Source organism: Nocardia anocheti (assembly GCF_029675105.1).
Lineage (GTDB): Bacteria > Actinomycetota > Actinomycetes > Mycobacteriales > Mycobacteriaceae > Nocardia.
In genome coordinates, this window is sequence record NZ_JAQQFV010000003.1 from 239,128 (window position 1) to 258,640 (window position 19,513).

Genomic DNA, 19,513 nt, shown 5'->3' on the forward strand with positions numbered 1-19,513 from the left:
TTCTGTTTGACCACTCAGTTGTCTCTGCACGGGTATCGAAGTCCTCTGCGGGTCGGCCCGTGCTCGACACCGTGTCCGCCACCGTCCGGCCGGGGGAACGGATCGGGATCGTCGTCCAGACCTACGGCCACGGTCGGGCCGCGATGCTGGCGACCGGACTGTTCGATCCGGAACTGTTCGACCGGCCGGTGGGTACCTTGTCGGAAGGGCAGCGGCGCAGGCTGGCCCTGGCCCGCGTCCTCGCCGGTGCGCACGACCTGCTGCTGCTCGACGAACCGACCAATCACCTCTCGCTCACCCTGGTCGACGAGGTGGAACAGGCCCTGCACGAGTACCGGGGCGCGGTGGTGGTCGTCTCGCACGACCGCGCGCTGCGTCGCCGGTTCCGCGGAGTACAGAAGGGAATCCAGGACTGTGCCTGACATCGTAGGAGTGGTGGAGGTCGACGGCGCGCCCTACGGCCTGACCGTCGGACCCGACGGCGCGCTGTGGTTCACCATGGCCACCCAGGGCGCGATCGGACGCTATCGGGACGGCGTGGTCGACACGATCACCCTCGACCCGGCCGACGGCCAGCCCACCGTCGTGGTGACCGGACCCGACGACGCCGTGTGGTTCACCGAATTCCGCGGGGGACGACTCGGCCGGATCGCCGCGGGGGGCACCGTCACCAGCATTGCGCTCGACGGCCCCTACGGACTGTGCGTGGGTCCGGGTGGGTTGTGGTTCACCGAGCTGTCGAGCGGCCACGTCGGGCGGATCGCGGCCGACGGCGAGATCGAGCGGGTCGACGTCGAGGGGATGCCCTCGATGATCACGCCCGGCGCCGACGGTGCGCTGTGGTTCACCGTGAACCAGGGCAACGCGATCGGCCGCGTCGACACCGACCTCGCGGTGACCCGGTACCCGCTGCCCACACCCGCCGCCGCGCCGGTCGGCATCACCGCCGGACCCGACGACGCGGTGTGGTTCACCGAGATCGGGGCCGGGGCGATCGGCCGGATCACGGTGGACGGCACCGTCACCGAGTTCCCGCTACCCGATCCGGCGGCCCGCCCCCACGCCATCGTCACCGGACCGGACGGGGCCCTGTGGTTCACCGAATGGGCGAGCGGCCGCCTCGGCAGGCTCACGACCGACGGCACCGTCAGCCACCTGGACCTGCCCGGCGAGGAACCGCACGGCCTCACCGTCGACCCGGCGGGCTGCCTCTGGATCGCCATGGAATCCGGTGCGCTGGTGGAGGTGTCGCCCTAGCCGAACCTCACGGTGTGGTGAGGGCCTTCACCACGGCGGTACCGAACCCGAGATCGTTGCTCGTCGCCATCCGGGTGTAGGTTCCACCGGTCTGCTGGGCCAGCGTCTGCAGGGTCTGGGTGCCCTGGCCGCCGATCACGATGACGTCGATACGCACCGGCCTGCCCGAATCGGTCGCGGCGGTGATCTCGCTGACCAGCGCCGGGCCGGTCAGCGTCGAGTCGTCGTCGGGGCCGTCGGTGATCAGCAGGATCGAATTCGTGCGGCCGGGGGAGTAGGCGGCCACGGCGGCGCGGTAGGCCGCGAGCAGGCTCGGATAGGCCTGATCGGCACTGACCTGGGTCGCCTTGGTGGATGTCACGGCGGTGCCGAAGGCATTGCGCTGGGTGTCGCTGAGCAGCGCGGTCGGGACCTGCACCTGATAGGGGTTGGTGCCGTCGAGGTTCTTGCCGAAGGTCCAGAGTCCGAGGCCGAAGTCCGGCGGGATCACCTGCAGGGTGGAGGCCAGGGCGGCGCCCGCGTTGGCCAGGCGCGTGGTCGAGCCGTCGGCGGTGCTCATCGACGCGGACACGTCGAGCAGCACGGTGGCGTTCACGCCCAGCACGGGGTTGGCGAGGGTGGACTGGACCTTCTGCAGCGCGCCCTTGGGCGGGTTGGCCGGGGCCGAACCGATCGCGGGGCCGAAGCCGTCGGCGGCCAACGCGGCCGCCTGCTCGGGGGCGCGCAGGAAGTCGATGAATCGTGAGGCGATCAGGTTCTGGGTCTTGTCCACCCACGGGCCCGACAGCAGCGCCGCCGGATAGTCGGCCACCGGCGCGCTGCCCGAGGGCCGATAGGCGGTGAGCCCGCTCGTGCCGAGTTGCTGCTGGGTTGCCGCCACGGCGTGCACCGCGTCGGCGGTGGGGTCGGTGCTGATCTCGGACATGGCGGTCATCAGGTCGGCGGGGGTGGGCGCGCCCGCGGCGAGCCCGGAGATCGCGGCGATGACCTGTCCGTCGGCCGCGGCCTGTTCGCTCAGTGGTTCGGTGCCCGAGACCGCGGCGCCGATCGAGGCCGCGGCGGCGGTGGTGGCGTCGCCCGAGGGCAGCGCCATCCGCAGCCCGCCCCAGCCCGACAGGCCGAGCTCGTCGAGGGAGCCCTGCTGCAGCCGGGGCAGATCCGCCCAGGTGATCCCGTGCTGCTCGAAGGCCTGACGCAGCGCCTCGGGTACGCCGAGCACGATCGGGCTGGTGGCGATGGACGCGGGCGAGCCCTCGATCAGACCGGGCACCCGCACCAGATCGATGGACCGGCTCGAATCGGCGATCCACAGTCCCGGCTTCGGGCCCAACGCCGGGTCCCACTGGCCGGTCTCGGCCAGACCGGCGACCAGCGCGGCTGACGGACGCGCCGACACCTTCACCTGCGCGCAGTGATCACGCACGCGCGGCTTGGTCGCGTTGTAGGCGTCGGCCGCGGCGCGCACCGGACCCGCGATGGCCGGATCGACGGTGACCGCGAGTTCCGCGGGCCCCTCGACGCACTCGGCGGCCGCCGCGACATCGGTCGAATCGGCGCGGTCACTGAACTGGAACCAGGCGAACACGGCCACCAGGACGAGCACGAGTACCGACGCCGCGATAACCGGACCTTTGCTGATACTCCGAGATCTGGTCCCGCTGCGATGTGTACCCACGCGGCAAGTTTAAGGACCCGTGACGGCGGCACCGCAGCCGATCGGCCTCGCCGGTGTTCGCCCAGGTCACAGCAGTGGGGCCGGGTGCCCGAACGGGCACCCGGCCCCACCGGGTCACTCGCGGATCACCCGGCCGCGGTCGAACTCACGGCCACCCCAGACCCCCGACTGGCCGGTGCTGGCCGCGTACTCACCGCACCCCGCGAGCAGCGGGCAACCGGCGCAGATCCGGCGGGCGTAGTCGAAGTCCTGCGACGGGTAGGGGAACCACGCCTCGTGGTTCGGGTCACCCCGGCAGGCGGCGCGGTGCCACTGCCCGGAATCGGACAGGGTCAGCAGGTCGGTCAGGGCGAGGTCGGTGGTGGTCACGGCGCGTACTCCTTCCAGATCCGGCGCTGGGTGCGGGCGAGCGGGTCGGGAGCCTTGGGCTCCCACAGCAGCCGCATCCCCGCCTCTTCGGGGGTGCGGTCGGCCTTGGACGTATTGCAGGGGGCGCAGCAGGCGACGAGGTTGCCCCAGGTGTTGGGGCCGCCCCGGCTGCGCGGGCGGATGTGGTCGACGGTCTGCGCCCAGCTCGCGCAGTAGCCGCAGCGGTGCTTGTCGCGGCGCAGCACACCGGCCAGCGTGGCGCGGCTGGCGTCGTCGACCGGGGCGACGTGGCCCAGGTAGACGTAGCGCAGCAGTCGGACGGTCTCGGGCAGCGCGATGACCAGGTGCTGGGACCGGATCGGGAACCGCGGCGCCCGCTCGATGACGGTCTCCGCGGCGCCGCTGATCAGCAGTGTCACGGCCCGGTCGGCGGTGATCTCGTCGAGGGCCTCGTAGCTGGCGTTGAGCACGAGCACCCTGGTGCGTATCCAGGTGTCGGAAGTGGGCGCCATCGGGTCGACGGCATGACGGATCGTCATGGGAATCACCATGTTTTCCAGAGAAGTGAACGAGAGGTCGGAGCAGGGTGGACGTCGCGTCAGTGCGCGAACCGGAGACGGCCCGCGACGCCGGTCACCGCGTTCGCCGCGTCGCGCGACTCGCCGTGGGCCTTGTCGGCGCCGTCATAGCCGATGCTCGACTGTCGTTGTGGCACACGATGTTCCATGGCCGTCTCCTCCTCTCGAATGCTCTCGTCGCTACCGTCGGTGCGAAATCACCGGCGTGGAATTCATGGTGGCAGAACAGCCGCCGATTGTCGGCTGATTTATTTTCGACGACGCCCGGGACCGCCCCCGATCAGAGGTTGCCCGCTTCGTGCTCCAGACGGCGGGCGACGAGGTCACGGGCGGATGCGCGCAACGCGGGCCGGAAACCGCTGGGGTACACCGGGTCCGCCGGTGCGTACTGCTTCAGGACCTCCTTGGCCAGGGTGATCTTGTGCACCTCGGTGGGACCGTCGGCGATGGCCATGACCTCGGCGTAGGTCGTCATGTCGAGGAAGGGCAGGTCGGTGCTGACGCCCATGGCTCCGTGCAGGTGCAGGGCGCGGCGGGCGATGTCGTTCATGACCGTCGGCATGGCCACCTTGATGGCGGCGATGTCCTTGCGCACGGCGCGGTAGTCCTGGGCCCGGTCGATGCGCCAGGCGGTGCGCAGCACCAGCAGGCGGAACTGCTCCATCTGGATCCAGCTGTCGGCGATGCGCTCCTGGGTCATCTGGAAGCCACCGAGCATCCCCTTGCGGGCGGGCCGGGAGACCGCGCGTTCGCACATCATGTCGAACGCCTTGCCGACCAGCGCCACCGTGCGCATCGCGTGATGCACCCGGCCACCGCCGAGCCGGGTCTGCGCGACGACGAACCCGTCGCCCACGCCGCCGAGCAGGTGATCGGCGGGCACGCGCACCTCGGTGAACCGCAGATGACCCTCGTGTTCGCTGAAACCGGGCACGGTGAAGTTGCGGACGAGTTCGATGCCGGGGGTGTCGGCCGGGACGATGAACATCGACAGCCGCCGGTGCGGTTCGGCGTCGGGATCGGTCACCAGCATCACGATGTGGAAGGTGGCGAACTCGGCGACCGAGTTGAACCACTTCTCGCCGTTGATCACCCACTCGTCACCGTCGCGCACCGCGGTGGCGCGGAAGGCCGTGGGGTCCGAACCGCCGGTGGGTTCGGTCATCGCGTAGCAGGACCCGATCTCGCCGTCGAGCAGCGGCTGGAGGTACTTCGCCTTCTGCTCCTCGGTCCCGAAGTGCGCCAGGATCTCGGCATTACCGGAATCCGGTGCCTGGCAACCGAACACGAGCGGCGCCCACATCGAGGTGCCCAACACCTCGTTGAGCAGCGCCAGCTTCAACTGGCCGTAACCGGGGCCGCCGAGCTCGGGACCCAGATGGCAGGCCCACAGCCCCTGTTCCTTGACCTGCCGCTGCAGCGGCCGCAGGAGCGCGCGGATCTCCGGATCGTTCCGGTCGTAGGGATTGGGGTAGACCAGATCCAGCGGCTCGACCTCGGTGCGGACGAACTCCGCGACCCAGTCGAGCTTGCGCTGGTAGTCCGGATCGGTCTCGAAGTCCCACGCCATGGTCAGCCTTTCGGGTTGTCGTCCGTGGCGAGCAGCCCGGACAGGACGGTCTCGGTGAGCAGGTCGGCGATCTCGGCGGGGGAGCGCGCGCCCCGCTCGCGATAGGAGAGCGCGAGCGAGTCGAGCATGCCCAGGATGCCGTCGGTGACGACGGGATCGGCGCTGCGCAACTGCCCCGCGGCGTGCCCGGCGTCGATCACCTCCTGCCAGCGGTCGCGCAACCGGTCGCGCAGCCGCCGCAGCTCGGTCGCGCGTTCGCCGGTGAGCGCCGCGCCGTCGCGCAGGCGCACCACGACCGCGCGGCGGCGGGTGATGATCGACTCCACGTGGTCGCGGATGAGCAGTCGCAGGATCAGGACCGGATCGGCGGCGGTGGCGACGAGTCGTTCGGCGTCGGCCAGCAGCCGCCGGGCGTGGTCGGCGAGGATCTGCCAGAGCAGCTCTTCCTTGGACCCGATGTGGTAATACAGCGCGCCCCGCTGCACATCGGCCCTGGCGCCGATCTCGGCCACGCCGGTGGCGTGGAAACCGCGTTCGGCGAACAGTTCGAGAGCCGCGGCGCGGATGCGCGCAGCGGTGTCGGCGGCGCCGTGCGCGGTGGTGGGTGGACGGCCGCGACGGCGGACCGGGGAGCCCGGCTCGCCCGGGTGCGCGACGGTCACCGTGCCTCCGCTCCGACGGGGCGAGTGGCGCCCGTCACCGCGTAATGTTCCGGTCAGTACATTAAAACCGGCCGGGCCTACAATCAAGAGGTGGTCCGCCACGCCCACCTCACCGTCCGGTGGATCGGCGTGGCGGAATGGATATCGCCCGCTGGGCGTTTCGACCCACACGAGATGTCAGCACTACCCACGGGTAACATGACATCGACTTTCCCACCCGGCTATCTCAAAAGTGAGGCAGTAGATGACAGAGCGGATTCAGGTCGGCGGGCTCCAGGTGGCCAGCGTTCTCCACGATTTCATCGTGAACGAGGCGCTCCCCGGTACCGGCGTGGACTCCGCCGCGTTCTGGGCGGGCGCCGAGCAGGTCATCAACGACCTCGCGCCGCGCAACCGCGCCCTGCTGGCCGAACGCGACGAGATCCAGGGCAAGCTCGACGCCTGGCACCAGGAGAGCCCCGGCACGAACTACGACAAGGGCGCCTACAAGCAGTTCCTGACCGAGATCGGCTACCTGCGTCCCGAGCCCGCCCCGTTCCAGATCGGCACCGGCAACGTCGACGCCGAGATCGCCACCACCGCGGGCCCGCAGCTCGTCGTGCCGGTGATGAACGCGCGCTTCGCCATCAACGCCGCCAACGCGCGCTGGGGTTCGCTCTACGACGCGCTCTACGGCACCGACGCCATCTCCGAGGCCAACGGCGCCGAGAAGGGCACCGGCTACAACCGCGTGCGCGGCGACAAGGTCATCGAGTGGGGCCGCAACTTCCTCGACGACGCCGTCACCCTGATCACCGGCTCGCACATCGGTTCCTCGTACTACAAGATCGTCGACGGCGAGCTCGAGGTCGGCCTGGAAGACGGCACCGACATCGGCCTGGCCGATCCCTCCCAGCTGGTGGGCTACCTCGGTGACCCCGAGGCCCCGACCTCGGTGCTGCTCAAGCACAACGGCCTGCACATCGAGATCCAGATCGACGCCGACTCGCCGATCGGCTCCACCGACACCGCGGGCGTCAAGGACATCGTGCTCGAGTCCGCCCTCACCACCATCATGGACTTCGAGGACTCGGTCGCCGCGGTCGACGCCGAGGACAAGGTCGTCTGCTACCGCAACTGGCTCGGCCTGAACAAGGGCACGCTGGCCGAAGAGGTCACCAAGAACGGCAAGACCTTCACCCGCACCATGAACCCCGACCGCGTCTTCACCGCGCTCGACGGTTCCGAACTGGTGCTGCACGGTCGTTCGCTGCTGTTCGTGCGCAACGTGGGCCACCTGATGACCTCCGACGCGATCATCGACGCCGAGGGCAACGAGGTCCCCGAGGGCATCCTCGACGGCCTGATCACCTCGCTGATCGCCGTGCACTCGCTCAACGGCACCGCCCAGCTGGCCAACACCCGCACCGGCTCGGTCTACATCGTGAAGCCGAAGATGCACGGCCCCGACGAGGCCGCCTTCACCAACGAGCTGTTCGGCCGGATCGAGGACGTCCTCGGCCTGACCCGCAACACCCTCAAGGTCGGCATCATGGACGAGGAGCGCCGCACCACGGTCAACCTCGCCGCGTCCATCGAAGCCGCCAAGGACCGGGTGGTGTTCATCAACACCGGCTTCCTGGACCGCACCGGCGACGAGATCCACACCTCCATGGAGGCGGGTCCGGTCGTGCGCAAGGCCGAGATGAAGACCCAGCAGTGGATCGCGTCCTACGAGGACTGGAACGTCGACACCGGCCTGGCCAAGGGCCTGTCGGGCAAGGCGCAGATCGGCAAGGGCATGTGGGCCATGCCCGACCTGATGGCGGGCCTGCTCGAGCAGAAGATCGGCCACCCGAAGTCCGGCGCCAGCACCGCCTGGGTCCCCTCGCCGACCGCCGCCACCCTGCACGCCACCCACTACCACCAGGTGGACGTGTTCAAGCGGCAGTCCGAGATCGCCAAGGGCGGCCCGCGCGCCACCGTCGACCAGATCCTCGAGATCCCCCTGGCCCAGTCCACCGACTGGTCCGACGAGGAGAAGCGTCAGGAGCTCGACAACAACTCCCAGGGCATCCTGGGCTACGTCGTGCGCTGGATCGACCACGGTGTCGGCTGCTCCAAGGTGCCCGACATCAACGACATCGGCCTGATGGAAGACCGTGCCACCCTGCGCATCTCGAGCCAGCTGGTCGCCAACTGGCTGCGCCACGGCATCGTCACCGAGGCCGACGTGATCGCCAGCCTCGAGCGCATGGCCCCCGTCGTCGACCGCCAGAACGCGGCCGACCCGACCTACCGCCCCCTGGCCCCGAACTTCGACGACAACATCGCCTTCCAGGCCGCCAAGGAACTGGTCCTCGAAGGCACCAAGCAGCCCAACGGCTACACCGAGCCGATCCTGCACCGCCGCCGTCGCGAGTACAAGGCCGCGCAGAAGTGACGCTGCCTGGTGCGTGAAAAGTAGCTGGTAGCAGCACTTTTCATCAGCGGCCCCGCTCCGGGGAAATCTGGGGCGGGGCCGCTGTCGTCAGGACTATCACTGCTCACCTGACAGATCCCGGTCGTGGCATGGACAGCGGCTCGATGAACGGTGATCCTGCCTCCTGCCGCGCGGCTGGTGGGGCGCCGACCAGCTGTGCTCCCCGGGCGAGCGGGGGGTGAGCTTGCGGACTTGCCGGTACGAGTCCTGGCGGTTGCCACAGCGATACTCTCGTTCTGGACCTGTGACGCAGATGCTGATGCGGCGCGCGGATGTCGGACGCTGTTTCTACAATCCGGGGCGTGACGCTCACCCTCGCCGATCTCGTCGGCTACACCGATCGCGGCCTCGACACCGACCTCGCCCGCTGGTTCCCTGACGCCGATGTGGTCGCTATCCCCGCCGAAACCCGTTCGGTTGCCTCGTTTCTCGAGAAGCTGTCCCCTGCCGATGCCGCCGCACTGGCGGCCTTCGACCGCCGGGTCCGCTCCGGCGGGCTACCACAGTTCCTCGACACCTTCGACTGGTCCTACGCGTTCGACTTCGCCGGTAACGACTGCACCATTCTCGATAGCGACTACACCACCGAACTCACCGACGAGGACGTGTTCTCCCTCGGCGCCGACGGCGGCGGCAATCTCTACGTCGTTCTCACCAACGGCCAGGTCGCGGTGTGGTTCCACGAGGAGGACGTGCTCGAGGGTGGGACCCGTTTCGACAACCTCGACGTCTTCCTCTGGTCGTATGTGCGCTATCGAGCGGTGCGGGCGGGCAAGCTGGCCCGCACCGATGTCGAGGCCGACTTCATCGCGCTCGGCCAGGACGGCGCACTGGCCGAAGAGGTGGGGCTGCTGAGCATGATGGCCTGAGTATCTCGCCACCGTGGCCGCGACGACCTGAACTCCCACGCCGCCAAGGGTCTTGAACGGGATTTCGATCGTGTGGCGAGTTCAGCAGTGCTGAGCCATGTTTTGTCGCCGGGAGTCAGGCGGGAAGATCGCTCGAACCGCGCGTCGAGGCGACGGGCCGGGATGACCTGGAAACGGCTCGGGGCGACCGTCACTCGATAGCTGCTTACGGGACAACGCCTAGGCGTCGAAGAGGAGGTAGAGGCCGAGGAAGGTGAAGCCGACCATCAGGAGCATGAGGGCCAGTTGGCCGGTGAGGCGGTGGGATGGGGGGAGGAGGCGGAGGCAGCGGTCGTGGGCGGCGGCTACGCCGAGGATGTGGCCGGTGAGGACTGCGAGGACCTTGATGGTGGCGAGGAGGCCGGGCTGTTCGGACAGGATGTAGGAGACCTGCAGATCGGCCAGGCCCGCGAGGTTCCAGCCGAGGCCGAAGGGGTCGGCGCAGAGGATGAGGGTGGTTTGGCCCTTCTCCACCAGGAAGCTCAGGTAGTGGGCGACGATGTAGCCAGCGATGATGGGGGTCAGGCTGTGGGCCAGGCGGATCGGGAGTAGGGCGCGTTCGGTGCGGGTGACACCGCCGGTGGCGCGGGTGGCCAGTTCGAAGAGACCGCCGACCACGGCGATGAAGGCGAGCACCACGTGGGCTTTCGGCGCGCCCGCCGCGATGCGCTCGGCGACCGCGTCCTCGCCGAGCACGAAGGCGGTCGTACCGTCGGGCAGTGGTTCGTCGGGCAGAAACGCGTTGGTGCAGTCGATGACGATCTTCCCGGCCAACGCGGTGCCGTGCGCGCCGAGCAGGTCGGCGAGCGCAGCCACCGGCACGGCCATCAGCACGACATCGGCCCACTCGATCGCCGCACCGATACCGTCCACGTGCGTTGCGCTGATCCGGGCGGCGAGCGTCTTCGCGGCTTCGCTCGATCGCGCACCGATGCGCACCTCGTGGCCTACCGAAGCCCACCCACCGCCCAGCGCGGCCGCCATCGCACCCGCGCCGATGATTCCGATTCGCATATCAACTCCTGAGTTTCCGTGTGCCGACGATCGCGGCACAACAGACGCTAGGGATTCCGATAGGCACTCGCGGGTGCCTGTCGTCGGTGCCAAGCTGGTCCCATGACCGCCGCACCGGCCCAACACTCCGAATATCCGCCCTACGGTGACTACGAGGCCGACTGTCCGGCCAGGATGGGCGTCGACTTGTTCGGGAACTCGTGGCTACCCGTGATCGTGTACATGCTGCGGAACGGGCCGCTCCGTCACGGTGACCTTCTGACCGAGATCGGCGGCATCAGCCAGAAGATGCTGACGCAGACGCTGCGGCGGATGGAGGCGATGACGCTCGTACACAGACGCCGCTATGCCGAAGCACCCCCGCGCGTGGAATACGAACTCACCGAAGCGGGCCGTGATCTGCTCCAGCCGATCTATGCGCTCGGCGCCTGGGTCGACCGGCACGGGGCCGCCGTGACCACCGCGATGCACGGCGACCCGCCGGACTGATACTGCGGCCGCGTCACGCGGGCCAGGGCGGGCGGTGACGCCGAGGGCCGCGGCGGTGACCACCGACGAGCGGATGGGGGATCAGTCGAGTTCTGGGTGGCCGACCCACTCGACAATCGTCCAGCCCTTCTGCGGGCTGCCTTCGAGGACGACGCGGCCGCCGTTGCGCATGGGATCGGTGCCGAGTTTGCTCGGGTCGGCGTTGTCGGCGTTCATCATCGACCAGAACATGATGGTGCCGCCGTGGGAGAAGATCACCGGGTCGGCGCAGCCGTGGCGCTGTACCTCGAGTAGTGCCTGGTCGACGCGGTCGTCGAACTCGTTGCCGTCGATGGAGCCTGGAATCCGTGCGTTCCGGTCGCCGGAGAGCCATTTGATCGGCGCCTGCAGGTATCCCGACGGTGCCTCGGCCTCTGGTGTGCCCTCGTACTCGCCCGCCTCGATCTCCCGGAATCCGGGCTGGATGTCGAGGTTCAGACCCTGCTCGGCGACAGTCGGTGCCGCGGTCTGCGCGGTGCGCACCATGGTGGACGCGAAGGCGCAGTCGTAGTCCTTGTCGGCCAGTTGGATGGCGAGATTGTCCGCCTGTGCCCGGCCGCGTGCGGTCAGGTCGGGCCCGGGAACCTTGGTGTCGATCAGGCCGGAGGCGTTGCCGAGGGACTCGGCATGGCGTACCAGGGTGATGACCATGTCACCGGAGCTGCCGCCGGAGCTGCCGAAGTCGATATCGGCGGACGCGACGCCGGTGGTAGCCGTTGTGGCCGCGACCGCCATCACGGTAACGGGCAATCGAAAAGATCGGATTCGCATGGGTGGGAAGGCCTTTCGCCAGAACCGGAATTCGGGGTGTCGCGCCTCACACAAGCAGCTGTTCACCCGAATCGACTGTGGGCTTTCCCGTTCATCGGGATCTTTCGCGCACGGGACCGCGCGCAGGCGAAACACCGTCAGTTCGGACGGCGGTCCTTGCCAGGAAAGGACCTGACCGCCTCCGCCGACAGAGGTCAGGGCCGCGCGGCGGATCAGGAGCGTGATCACGATGTCGGCCCAGTCGGCGGGGACGGAACGGGGGCTAGCGGAGTTCGTCGAGCATCTGCGCCCAGCGGTCGGCGACCTTGCCGCGACGGCGGGAGTCGTCGTTGAGCATGCCCGCCAGGCCGAGGCCGCGGGCGCTGTCGAGGAACGCCTGGACGGTCGTGCGCACCGTGGGTTTGTTGCCGTCGAGTCCCAGCAACTCGATCAGCGCCCAGAAGCCGCGCGCGCCGACCTCGAGCTCCATCGCCGCGACCCGCGGTGCCAGCACGGGATCGTCGGAGGCCGCGATGCACAGTTGCAGCGCGGCCTTGAACGTCGGGCCCTGATGGAGCTCGACGATCCGGTGGACGACCTCGCGGGTGCTGTCGGGCCCGGGGACGATGGTGTGCTGGAAGTCCTCGATCTCCTGGATCCGGGTCTGCATGATGTGCTGCACCGACGCGGTGAACAGGCCGTCGCGGTCCTTGAAATGGTGCTGGATCGCCCCGCGGGTCACCCCGGCGCGCTCGGCCACCTCGGCGACGCTGGCATTGCGCCAGCCGCGGGTGGCGAGCACGTCCAGGGCCGCGTCGACGATGCGCTGGTGGGTCGCGACGCCGTTCTCGTTCTGAGGTCGGCGTCGCGCGCTCGCCGTCATCGTCGGCCTACAGTTCGACGGTCAGAGATCCCTTGGCACGTGACACACATGGGAGAAAGTATCCCGCGTCCAGTTCCTGGGGGCTCAGGGCGGTCGACCTGTGCTCGGGCGTGCCGTCGAGCACCCGCACCGCGCAGGAACGGCAGAAGCCCTGCTGACAGGAGTAGGTGGCATCCGGTCGGGCGGCGAGGATGGCGTCCAACGCGGTCTGCTCGGCGCCGACGGTCACGGTTTCGCCGGTGCTGGCCAGGTGGATGTCGAACTCTTCGCCGTCGACCACCGGGGCGGGGGAGAAGCGCTCGTAGTGGAACTCGACATCGGGTCGGCCGACCAGGGCGGCGCGCAGGGCGTCGACCATCGGCGGCGGCCCGCAGGTGTAGACCGCGGGTGAACCGGCCAGCTCCCCGAGCAGCAGCTCGGGCCCGGCCAGGCCGGATTCGTCGTCGCAGTGGACGGTGACCTTGTCCCCGTACACTGCGAGCTCGGGCAGGAAGGCCATCGAGTCCCTGCTGCGTCCGCAGTACAGCATCGTCCACGGCATGCCGACCTGGTCGAGGACCGCGAGCATCGGCAGGATCGGCGTGATCCCGATACCGCCCGCGATCAGGCGGACCGCTGTCGTGGACTGCCGGTAGCCGCCGACGGCAAGCGGGAAAGCATTGCGCGGCAGACCGATCCGCAGCTGCGACCCCACCGCGAGACCGTGATGGACTTCGGCGGAGCCGCCGCGTCCGTTCGGGATGAATCGCACCGCGATGCGGTAGCGGTGGCGTTCCGCCGGGTCGCCGCACAGCGAGTACTGCCGCACGACGCCCGAGGGCAGCTCGACGTCGAGGTGTGCGCCGGGCCGCCAGGGCGGCAGTGCCGCGCCGTCGGGCAGTGCGAAGGTCACCGCGACGACGTTCTCGTCCTGGGCGACCAGCGTGCGTTGGGTGACCACGACGTCGAAGAAGTGCTGCGGTCGACCGAGCCCCGTTTCGGGGAGCGCGGCGAACCCGTCGATCCAGTTCAGCGCGTCCATGCCCCGGGCGAGGACCCACATCAGCGGGTCGTGGCGGGACCGTCCGTACGCGTGCGCGGGGATCTCGCGCAGGCGCGGGCGGTCGGTCGCCCTCATGCCGCGCTCCGGGATTCGATGGTGGCCAGGTAGGACAGCGCCTGGGCCATCGACCCGGTGTCGTCGGGCTGGTAGCCGGGCTTCAGATAGTCGTAGACCGCGCCCAGCACCATGGCGGGGGTCGGCAGCAGGCCCCGTCGGCCGTCCCGGATGATCTCGTAGAGCACCCGCGGCCGGGAGGTGGGCGCGGCCGGGTCGTTCGCGACCAGGTACCAGATGAACCGGCTCGAGATCCAGACGGTCACCGGGAACACGACGAGCATGGTCCGCAACCGACGGCGGTAGCGGTCGTCGAAATATTCGGCCACCTCGTGGGCGACGGTGCGGTGCTCCATCTCCTCGGCGCCGTGCCAGCGGAACAGGGCGGTCATGTTCGGGTCCGCGTGGTACTCGTCCCAGGTGTTGTTCAGCACGTAGTGGCCGAGGAAGGCGGTGAAGTTCTCGAGCGCGGCGGTGATCGCCAACCGGTTGATCAGGTGCTGCCTGCTCCGGCGCGGGTTGCGGTACGCGCGCGGGCCGAGCACCCGCCGCAGGAAGAACCGTGCCTGCGCCAGCAATGGTTCGGGATCGATGCCGTTGCGCTGGAAGTAGTCGCCGAGGGAATCCTCGTGTGCGTTGGCGTGCATCGTCTCCTGGCCGATGAACCCGAGGACGTCCTCCCGCAGGCGGGGGTCGGTGACGTCGGGCAGCGCCTCTCTGAACGCCTCGATGAAGAACCGTTCGACCTCGGGGAAGAGCAGGTGGTAGGAGCAGACCGCGTGTGAGGCGACCGCGTGACCGGGAATCCAGTGCAGGGGGGTGTTGGTGAGATCGAAGACCACCTGGCGCGCCTTGAGCTGCAGTGGTCCGATGTCGACGGCATCCATGACCGGCCGGTTCCTCTTGCGCAACTTCATGTCAGGCTCCTTTGCCGACGAAATCGATGATGTGCCGAGTGACGATCTCGGGATGTTCCAGGTGGGTGAAGTGGCCAGCGCCCGCGACGATGGTGCGGCGGCTGCCCGCCGGGAGGTGGTCGAGCGCGTCGGCGCCGGTGTCGACCAGTCCGCAGGTGTCCTCGGCGCCCTGCAGGTAGAGGGTGGGGACCCGGGGCGCGGCGAAGGCTGCCAGCTGTTCGTAGCGATGGTCGCGGGTGCGGCGGTAGAGCGGGTTCCAGACGGCGCGGTAGTAGCTGAACGCGGCCCGGTGCCGAGCGCGATCCGGTAGGGCCAGCAGCCCCAGCTCGCGGTATCGCGCCACCGCCGAGTTCGGCGCCCATGACCGCCACAGTCGCTGGATCAACCAGGCGCCGATGGCCTCGGAGACCCAGGGCAGCGAGACCAGCGTCATGTACCAGCTGCGCGGGGCTTGGCGGGCCAGCCGTGCGGCGTTGGCGGGCAACCGCGACGGGGCGAACAGCGCCTTGATCGTGGCCAGCGGAGGGATGGCGATCAGCACGCTTCGATGGAACAGGGTCGGGTGGGCCGCGGTGAGCGCGCTCACGATGGCACCACCCCAGTCGTGGCCGATGACGATCGCCCGCTCGTCGGCGCCGATCTCGCGATGGATACCGACGATGTCGCTGACCAGCGAACCGATCGAGTAGTCGTCGTCGATGGCCAGGGAACTCGGCGCGTAACCCCGTGTAAACGGCGCGACGACGTAACGGCCGGTCGCGGCGAGCGCGGGCCCGAGCATCTCCCAGGTCCAGGCGCTGTCGGGAAATCCGTGCACGAGCAGTGCGGCGGGGTCACCGGGATCGCCCCAGGTCAGCGCCTCCAGTTCGGCGGTGGCCGACCGGAACCGCCTCGTTGCGGGGGTGGTCGTCGACATGCGTGCCCTTTCGGTCCCATGGCTGGAACGCCCCTTGCATTTGGGCATTCACTAGTGCATGGTTTTACATGTTACTGGAAGTCTCGTCAATATTGATACGAGAAGATCGCAGGTAGAGGCAATGTACAGACTGCGCAACTGCTCGGGGCTTGAGATATGTGACATGCAAGGACGCATGAAGGGAGTGCGGTATGGGTAGCTACGATCTAGTCATCCGCGACGGGATCTGGTTCGACGGTTCCGGCGCGGCGGCGCGCACGGCCGATATCGGCATCAGGGACGGCGAGGTCGTGGCGGTCAGCTCCCGGCCATTGGAGGTCGACGACGCCGACGAAGTGATCGACGCGGGCGGCAAGTGGGTGATGCCTGGTTTCATCGACATCCACACCCACTACGACGTCGAGATGCTGGCCGCCTCCGCGCTGACCGAGTCGCTGCGCCACGGCGTGACCACTACCGTCATCGGAAACTGTTCGCTCACCACGATTCTCGCGACCAATGTCGAGTGCGCCGACATCTTCAGCCGGGTCGAGGCGGTGCCGCGCGAGATCGTCATCGGCACCCTGGACGAGCACCGCACCTGGTCCACGCCGACCGAGTACGCCCACGCCATCGACAAGCTCAACCTCGGCCCCAATGTCGCGACCTTCCTCGGCCAGTCCGATCTGCGGATCCATGTCATGGGCATGGACCGCGCGGTCGACGACAAGGCCAAGCCGTCGGACGCCGAGCTCGAACGCATGATCGCGCTGCTGAACGAGGCGCTCGACGTCGGGTTCCTCGGCATGTCGGCCACGACCAACTGGATCGACAAGCTCGACGGTGACCTCTACCGCTCCCGCTCGCTGCCGACCACCTTCGTCAAGCGCCGCGAATTCCGCGCGCTCAACAAAGTCTTGCGCGAGCGTGAGCGCATCCTGCAGAGCACACCGGAGATCTCACTCACGCCGAACGTGCCCAAGTTCTTCCTCGCCGCGGGTGGCCGGTTCCGGCGCAAGGCGCTCAAGGTCTCGTTGCTCGCGGCCGCCGACTCCAAGGCGTATCCGCCGCTGGTGTACTTCATGATGTACGGCGCGCCGATCATCAACCGCCTGCTCAACGGGGTGTTCCGCTGGCAGCATCTGCCGGTGCCGTTCACGGTGTACGCCGACGGCATCGACCTGGTCGTGTTCGAGGAATTCGGTTCCGGCGCGGCGGCTCTCGACATCAAGGACCAGGTCGAGCGCAACGAGCTGCTGCGCAGCGAGGAGTACCGGCGCTGGTTCCGCCGCGACTACGAGAACAAGTTCACCCCGAAGATCTGGCACCGCAATCTCTACGACGCCGTCGTCGTCGACAGCCCGGACCCCGCGCACGTCGGCAAGAGCTTCGGTCAGCTCGCCGACGAGCGCGGCATCCATCCGGTCGACGCGTTCCTCGACCTGGTCGTCGAGCACGGCCGGAAGATCCGCTGGCGCACCACGATCGCCAACCATCGTCCGAAGTACGCCGACAAGCTGGCCGCCAACAAGAACGTGCACATGGGCTTCGGCGACGCGGGCGCCCACCTGCGCAACATGGCCTTCTACAACTACCACCTGCGATTGCTCGAGCGCGTGCAGTCGGCGCAGGGCACGCGCAAGCCGTTCCTCACCCTCGAGCACGCGGTGCATCGGCTCACCGGCGAACTCGCGGACTGGTACAACCTCGACGCGGGGCACCTGCGCGTCGGCGACCGTGCCGACATCGTCATCGTCGACCCCGAAGGACTCGACGGCGAGGTGCACGAACTCGCCGAACAGGAAGTCCCCGAATACGACGGCCTGCGACGCATGGTCAACCGCAACGACCGCGCGGTCACCGCGACCATCGTCAACGGCCGCGTCGTCTACCGCGACGGCGAGTTCGCCGACGGACTCGGAGACGAGTGGGGGCCAGGCCGTTTCCTGCCCGCCGGGCGCGAGGTCCGTGGCGCCACCCCCCGAGCGGGTCAGCGCCTGACCGCCTCGGCGTCGAACGACCCGGCCACCCAGTAATTCGACACCAGAGGACGTCATGGCCTACGAAGAGATCCTGTACTCGGTGCGCGACCACATCGCCACCATCAGCATGAACCGCCCCGCGGCGCGCAACGGATACACCCTGACCATCGCCGCCGAACTCGGCGACGCGTTCACCGTCGCCGACCGTGATCCGGAGGTGCGCGATCATCCTGACCGGTGAAGGGTCGGACTTCTGTGTCGGCATGGACCTGTCCGGCGGCGCGCCCGGCGGCGATGTCGACGACGATTGGCTCGAACCCGCCGGACAGTGCTCGCGCCGGATCTTCGAGTGCACCAAACCGGTCATCGCCGCGATCCGCGGTGCCGCCGTCGGTGCCGGATCGACGATCATCCTGCCCGCGGACTACCGCATCGCCGCCACCGACAGCCGCTTCGGTTACGTCTTCACCCGGCGAGGGTTCTTCCCCGAAGGCGCCTCGGCCTGGCATCTGCCGCGCGTCGTCGGCATGGGACGGGCGATGGACTGGATGCTGACCGGTCGGGTGTTTCCCGCGGCGGAGGCACTGGCCGGTGGACTCGTCCATCGCGTCGTCGAGCCCGACGAGGTCCTGCCCGCCGCCGAGGCCTACGCGCGGGACCTCATCGAGCACACCGCCCCGGTGTCGGTGGCGGTCACCCGCCAGATGTTGTTGCGGCTGAGCGCTTTCGACAGTCCCTACCCCGCCCATGCCCTGGACTCGAAACTGATCGGCGGACTGGCCACCAGTGCCGACGCGGTCGAGGGCATCACCTCGTTCCTGCAACGCCGTCGCCCGGACTTCCCCGGCCGGGTGCCGACCGACATACCGAGCTTCGTGCCGTGGACAGGAATCGACGACGCGGCCGCAGCGAACGAACCTCGCCCGCCGGGTTTCGGCGGTCCAGGAGCATGATCGCGGCCGACTACATCCACCACCGCCTCGACCACCTGCTGGTCGAGATCGAAGCGGCGGTGGAACGCGGGCTGACACTGGTCGACAGTGTGCGAACCGCGTTCGAGTGCTTCTTCGACGTCGTGGACGAGTCGTTCCTCCTGATGGTCCTCGCGGATCGTCGCGAACAGTCGCCGCTCCCGCTGCGCGAAGCCAACGAGCACGTCCTCACTCGACTGGCCGGGGTGATCCGCATGATCGAGCCCACCCTGGACCCGGTCGAAGCTCGCCTGGCTGCCGGTTCTACGGCGCGGGTAGCCCTCGCCTATCTCGTCGAGCCGGAACTACCGAGACCGCGAGCCATCGAACAGCTCACAGCGTTGACGCTGACGATCCTCGACGGAGCACATCGATGACGACCGGCCCCGCCGCGGAGAAGTCCGGGGCGGGGCACACTGTCGTCCTTGGAGATACTCGGCGCCGGTCAGCCGAGGGGGCCGGTGTCGCAGATGGTGGGGTTGTTGCCGTTGCTGAGCGAGAGCAGCCCGCAGAACAGCAGGCCAGCCGCGTTCGAAGAGCCGGTCGACTCCGCGGCCTCGTTGCTACCGCCGATGATCGTCTGTGCGGAGCCGGTCTGGACCAACTGGTTGAAGAGTGGAATGGCCGCGTCGGAGCCGGTCGAGTAGTCCTGAGCCGCCGCGGGTGCTGCTGTGAGGGTGAGGACTGCCGCGGTGAGGGCGAGTGTGCTCGCGGCGAGGCGGTGTGGGTATCGGGCTGTCATGGGGTTTTCTCCATGGTCGGATGGGGTGAAACGTGTTCACCCTGCCGTCCCGTTCTGGTGCGCGCCAGCCCGGAATATCAGGGGCGCTGCCCGTGGACCCTTGTCGGTGTCGCGGTGAGACGGCGATCGCGCTGAACACCAGAGGTTGCGTTGCGCCGCGCGTAGCCGAAAGATGTGGGCGTACAAGCTCTTCGGGGCCAACGGCCAGCGCGTTGTCCAACCACCGTTCGTTGCGGCACACCGCAAGCCCGTGGG

21 protein-coding genes and 2 pseudogenes are annotated in these 19,513 nt (G+C 68.6%); 9 read left to right on the top strand and 14 right to left on the bottom strand.

Translation table 11 applies throughout. From position 1 onward, the window contains the following. The first annotated feature begins 59 nt into the window (after window positions 1-59). Together QC180_RS08595 and QC180_RS08600 are read left to right on the top strand one after the other, a co-directional pair. Window positions 60-422 carry an ATP-binding cassette domain-containing protein gene (locus QC180_RS08595; protein ID WP_347567310.1) on the top strand — a complete coding sequence of 121 codons (363 nt, stop codon included), beginning with the start codon at window positions 60-62 and terminating at the stop codon, window positions 420-422. Next, window positions 415-1,257, top strand: coding sequence for a Vgb family protein (locus QC180_RS08600; RefSeq protein ID WP_278262101.1), 843 nt, complete (start codon window positions 415-417; stop codon window positions 1,255-1,257). Before QC180_RS08595 ends, QC180_RS08600 begins: the two co-directional genes overlap by 8 nt. Window positions 1,258-1,264: 7 nt before the next feature. Here QC180_RS08600 and QC180_RS08605 read toward each other — a convergent pair whose 3' ends face one another. From QC180_RS08605 to QC180_RS08630, 6 genes are all read right to left on the bottom strand, one after another. After that, entirely contained in the window at window positions 1,265-2,932 is a 1,668-nt protein-coding gene (locus QC180_RS08605; RefSeq protein WP_278262102.1) for a substrate-binding domain-containing protein, read from the bottom strand. Between the two features lie 114 nt (window positions 2,933-3,046). Next, window positions 3,047-3,301, bottom strand: coding sequence for a WhiB family transcriptional regulator (locus QC180_RS08610; protein WP_278262103.1), 255 nt, complete (start codon window positions 3,299-3,301; stop codon window positions 3,047-3,049). After that, the gene (locus tag QC180_RS08615; RefSeq protein WP_278262104.1) at window positions 3,298-3,840 is read right to left on the bottom strand and encodes an HNH endonuclease; all 543 of its coding nucleotides are present in this window, start codon (window positions 3,838-3,840) and stop codon (window positions 3,298-3,300) included. The genes QC180_RS08610 and QC180_RS08615 overlap by 4 nt, the downstream gene beginning before the upstream one ends. Before the next feature lie 59 nt (window positions 3,841-3,899). Next, window positions 3,900-4,028, bottom strand: a complete 129-nt coding sequence (locus tag QC180_RS08620) for a hypothetical protein (protein WP_278262105.1) — start codon at window positions 4,026-4,028, stop codon at window positions 3,900-3,902. Between the two features lie 131 nt (window positions 4,029-4,159). Further along, complete coding sequence (locus tag QC180_RS08625) at window positions 4,160-5,449, bottom strand: acyl-CoA dehydrogenase family protein (RefSeq protein ID WP_278262106.1); 1,290 nt, start codon at window positions 5,447-5,449, stop codon at window positions 4,160-4,162. A gap of 2 nt (window positions 5,450-5,451) precedes the next feature. After that, the gene (locus tag QC180_RS08630; RefSeq protein ID WP_278262107.1) at window positions 5,452-6,111 is read right to left on the bottom strand and encodes a TetR/AcrR family transcriptional regulator; all 660 of its coding nucleotides are present in this window, start codon (window positions 6,109-6,111) and stop codon (window positions 5,452-5,454) included. A gap of 244 nt (window positions 6,112-6,355) precedes the next feature. On the opposite strand from QC180_RS08630, the gene QC180_RS08635 reads away from it, so the two are divergent. Continuing rightward, window positions 6,356-8,533 (top strand): malate synthase G, encoded by a 2,178-nt coding sequence (locus tag QC180_RS08635; RefSeq protein ID WP_278262108.1) that lies wholly within the window; start codon window positions 6,356-6,358, stop codon window positions 8,531-8,533. A gap of 341 nt (window positions 8,534-8,874) precedes the next feature. Then, window positions 8,875-9,441, top strand: a complete 567-nt coding sequence (locus QC180_RS08640) for a hypothetical protein (protein WP_278262109.1) — start codon at window positions 8,875-8,877, stop codon at window positions 9,439-9,441. 219 nt (window positions 9,442-9,660) lie between these two features. Here the strand turns inward: QC180_RS08640 and QC180_RS08645 are convergent. Together QC180_RS08645 and QC180_RS08650 are read right to left on the bottom strand one after the other, a co-directional pair. Continuing rightward, window positions 9,661-10,107, bottom strand: a pseudogene (locus QC180_RS08645) (hypothetical protein); the annotation flags it as partial. A gap of 120 nt (window positions 10,108-10,227) precedes the next feature. Continuing rightward, window positions 10,228-10,494, bottom strand: a pseudogene (locus QC180_RS08650) (NAD(P)-binding domain-containing protein); the annotation flags it as partial. Between the two features lie 102 nt (window positions 10,495-10,596). Here QC180_RS08650 and QC180_RS08655 point away from each other — a divergent pair. Then, window positions 10,597-10,983: a winged helix-turn-helix transcriptional regulator gene (locus tag QC180_RS08655; RefSeq protein ID WP_278262110.1), complete on the top strand. Its 387-nt coding sequence runs from the start codon at window positions 10,597-10,599 to the stop codon at window positions 10,981-10,983. 81 nt (window positions 10,984-11,064) lie between these two features. Here QC180_RS08655 and QC180_RS08660 read toward each other — a convergent pair whose 3' ends face one another. The 5 genes from QC180_RS08660 to QC180_RS08680 all read right to left on the bottom strand — a co-directional run bounded on the left by QC180_RS08660 (window position 11,065) and on the right by QC180_RS08680 (window position 15,584). Further along, entirely contained in the window at window positions 11,065-11,793 is a 729-nt protein-coding gene (locus QC180_RS08660) for a histidine phosphatase family protein (protein WP_278262111.1), read from the bottom strand. A 262-nt stretch (window positions 11,794-12,055) separates the two neighbouring features. Further along, window positions 12,056-12,655: a TetR/AcrR family transcriptional regulator gene (locus QC180_RS08665; protein WP_278262112.1), complete on the bottom strand. Its 600-nt coding sequence runs from the start codon at window positions 12,653-12,655 to the stop codon at window positions 12,056-12,058. A gap of 7 nt (window positions 12,656-12,662) precedes the next feature. Beyond that, window positions 12,663-13,772 carry a PDR/VanB family oxidoreductase gene (locus tag QC180_RS08670; protein ID WP_278262113.1) on the bottom strand — a complete coding sequence of 370 codons (1,110 nt, stop codon included), beginning with the start codon at window positions 13,770-13,772 and terminating at the stop codon, window positions 12,663-12,665. Next, entirely contained in the window at window positions 13,769-14,668 is a 900-nt protein-coding gene (locus QC180_RS08675; RefSeq protein WP_278262114.1) for a metal-dependent hydrolase, read from the bottom strand. Before QC180_RS08675 ends, QC180_RS08670 begins: the two co-directional genes overlap by 4 nt. A 1-nt stretch (window position 14,669) precedes the next feature. Beyond that, on the bottom strand, window positions 14,670-15,584 hold the full coding sequence (locus QC180_RS08680; RefSeq protein WP_278262115.1) for an alpha/beta fold hydrolase: 915 nt from the start codon (window positions 15,582-15,584) through the stop codon (window positions 14,670-14,672). A gap of 191 nt (window positions 15,585-15,775) precedes the next feature. On the opposite strand from QC180_RS08680, the gene QC180_RS08685 reads away from it, so the two are divergent. From QC180_RS08685 to QC180_RS08700, 4 genes are read left to right on the top strand one after another with little or no spacing between them, the layout of a single operon-like run. Then, window positions 15,776-17,599: an N-acyl-D-amino-acid deacylase family protein gene (locus QC180_RS08685; RefSeq protein ID WP_278262116.1), complete on the top strand. Its 1,824-nt coding sequence runs from the start codon at window positions 15,776-15,778 to the stop codon at window positions 17,597-17,599. Between the two features lie 19 nt (window positions 17,600-17,618). Beyond that, window positions 17,619-17,786 (top strand): hypothetical protein, encoded by a 168-nt coding sequence (locus QC180_RS08690; RefSeq protein WP_278262117.1) that lies wholly within the window; start codon window positions 17,619-17,621, stop codon window positions 17,784-17,786. Between the two features lie 22 nt (window positions 17,787-17,808). Next, window positions 17,809-18,498, top strand: a complete 690-nt coding sequence (locus QC180_RS08695; RefSeq protein WP_278262118.1) for an enoyl-CoA hydratase-related protein — start codon at window positions 17,809-17,811, stop codon at window positions 18,496-18,498. Further along, a complete protein-coding gene (locus QC180_RS08700) occupies window positions 18,495-18,893 on the top strand; it encodes a hypothetical protein (RefSeq protein WP_278262119.1) in 399 nt (132 codons plus the stop codon). Before QC180_RS08695 ends, QC180_RS08700 begins: the two co-directional genes overlap by 4 nt. 68 nt (window positions 18,894-18,961) lie before the next feature. Here the strand turns inward: QC180_RS08700 and QC180_RS08705 are convergent, their stop codons facing one another. Continuing rightward, window positions 18,962-19,258 (bottom strand): hypothetical protein, encoded by a 297-nt coding sequence (locus tag QC180_RS08705; RefSeq protein ID WP_278262120.1) that lies wholly within the window; start codon window positions 19,256-19,258, stop codon window positions 18,962-18,964. Window positions 19,259-19,513 lie beyond the last annotated feature (255 nt).

What these genes read in the sequence shown, in the direction of transcription:
- QC180_RS08625 (WP_278262106.1), bottom strand. Translation starts at nt 5,449, where the DNA reads ATGGCGTGGGACTTCGAGACCGATCCGGACTACCAGCGCAAGCTCGAC.
- QC180_RS08655 (WP_278262110.1), top strand. Translation starts at nt 10,597, where the DNA reads ATGACCGCCGCACCGGCCCAACACTCCGAATATCCGCCCTACGGTGAC.
- QC180_RS08635 (WP_278262108.1), top strand. Translation starts at nt 6,356, where the DNA reads ATGACAGAGCGGATTCAGGTCGGCGGGCTCCAGGTGGCCAGCGTTCTC.
- QC180_RS08665 (WP_278262112.1), bottom strand. Translation starts at nt 12,655, where the DNA reads ATGACGGCGAGCGCGCGACGCCGACCTCAGAACGAGAACGGCGTCGCG.
- QC180_RS08615 (WP_278262104.1), bottom strand. Translation starts at nt 3,840, where the DNA reads ATGACGATCCGTCATGCCGTCGACCCGATGGCGCCCACTTCCGACACC.
- QC180_RS08670 (WP_278262113.1), bottom strand. Translation starts at nt 13,772, where the DNA reads ATGAGGGCGACCGACCGCCCGCGCCTGCGCGAGATCCCCGCGCACGCG.
- QC180_RS08695 (WP_278262118.1), top strand. Translation starts at nt 17,809, where the DNA reads ATGGACCTGTCCGGCGGCGCGCCCGGCGGCGATGTCGACGACGATTGG.
- QC180_RS08705 (WP_278262120.1), bottom strand. Translation starts at nt 19,258, where the DNA reads ATGACAGCCCGATACCCACACCGCCTCGCCGCGAGCACACTCGCCCTC.
- QC180_RS08675 (WP_278262114.1), bottom strand. Translation starts at nt 14,668, where the DNA reads ATGAAGTTGCGCAAGAGGAACCGGCCGGTCATGGATGCCGTCGACATC.
- QC180_RS08680 (WP_278262115.1), bottom strand. Translation starts at nt 15,584, where the DNA reads ATGTCGACGACCACCCCCGCAACGAGGCGGTTCCGGTCGGCCACCGCC.
- QC180_RS08620 (WP_278262105.1), bottom strand. Translation starts at nt 4,028, where the DNA reads ATGGAACATCGTGTGCCACAACGACAGTCGAGCATCGGCTATGACGGC.
- QC180_RS08685 (WP_278262116.1), top strand. Translation starts at nt 15,776, where the DNA reads ATGGGTAGCTACGATCTAGTCATCCGCGACGGGATCTGGTTCGACGGT.
- QC180_RS08690 (WP_278262117.1), top strand. Translation starts at nt 17,619, where the DNA reads ATGGCCTACGAAGAGATCCTGTACTCGGTGCGCGACCACATCGCCACC.
- QC180_RS08700 (WP_278262119.1), top strand. Translation starts at nt 18,495, where the DNA reads ATGATCGCGGCCGACTACATCCACCACCGCCTCGACCACCTGCTGGTC.
- QC180_RS08660 (WP_278262111.1), bottom strand. Translation starts at nt 11,793, where the DNA reads ATGCGAATCCGATCTTTTCGATTGCCCGTTACCGTGATGGCGGTCGCG.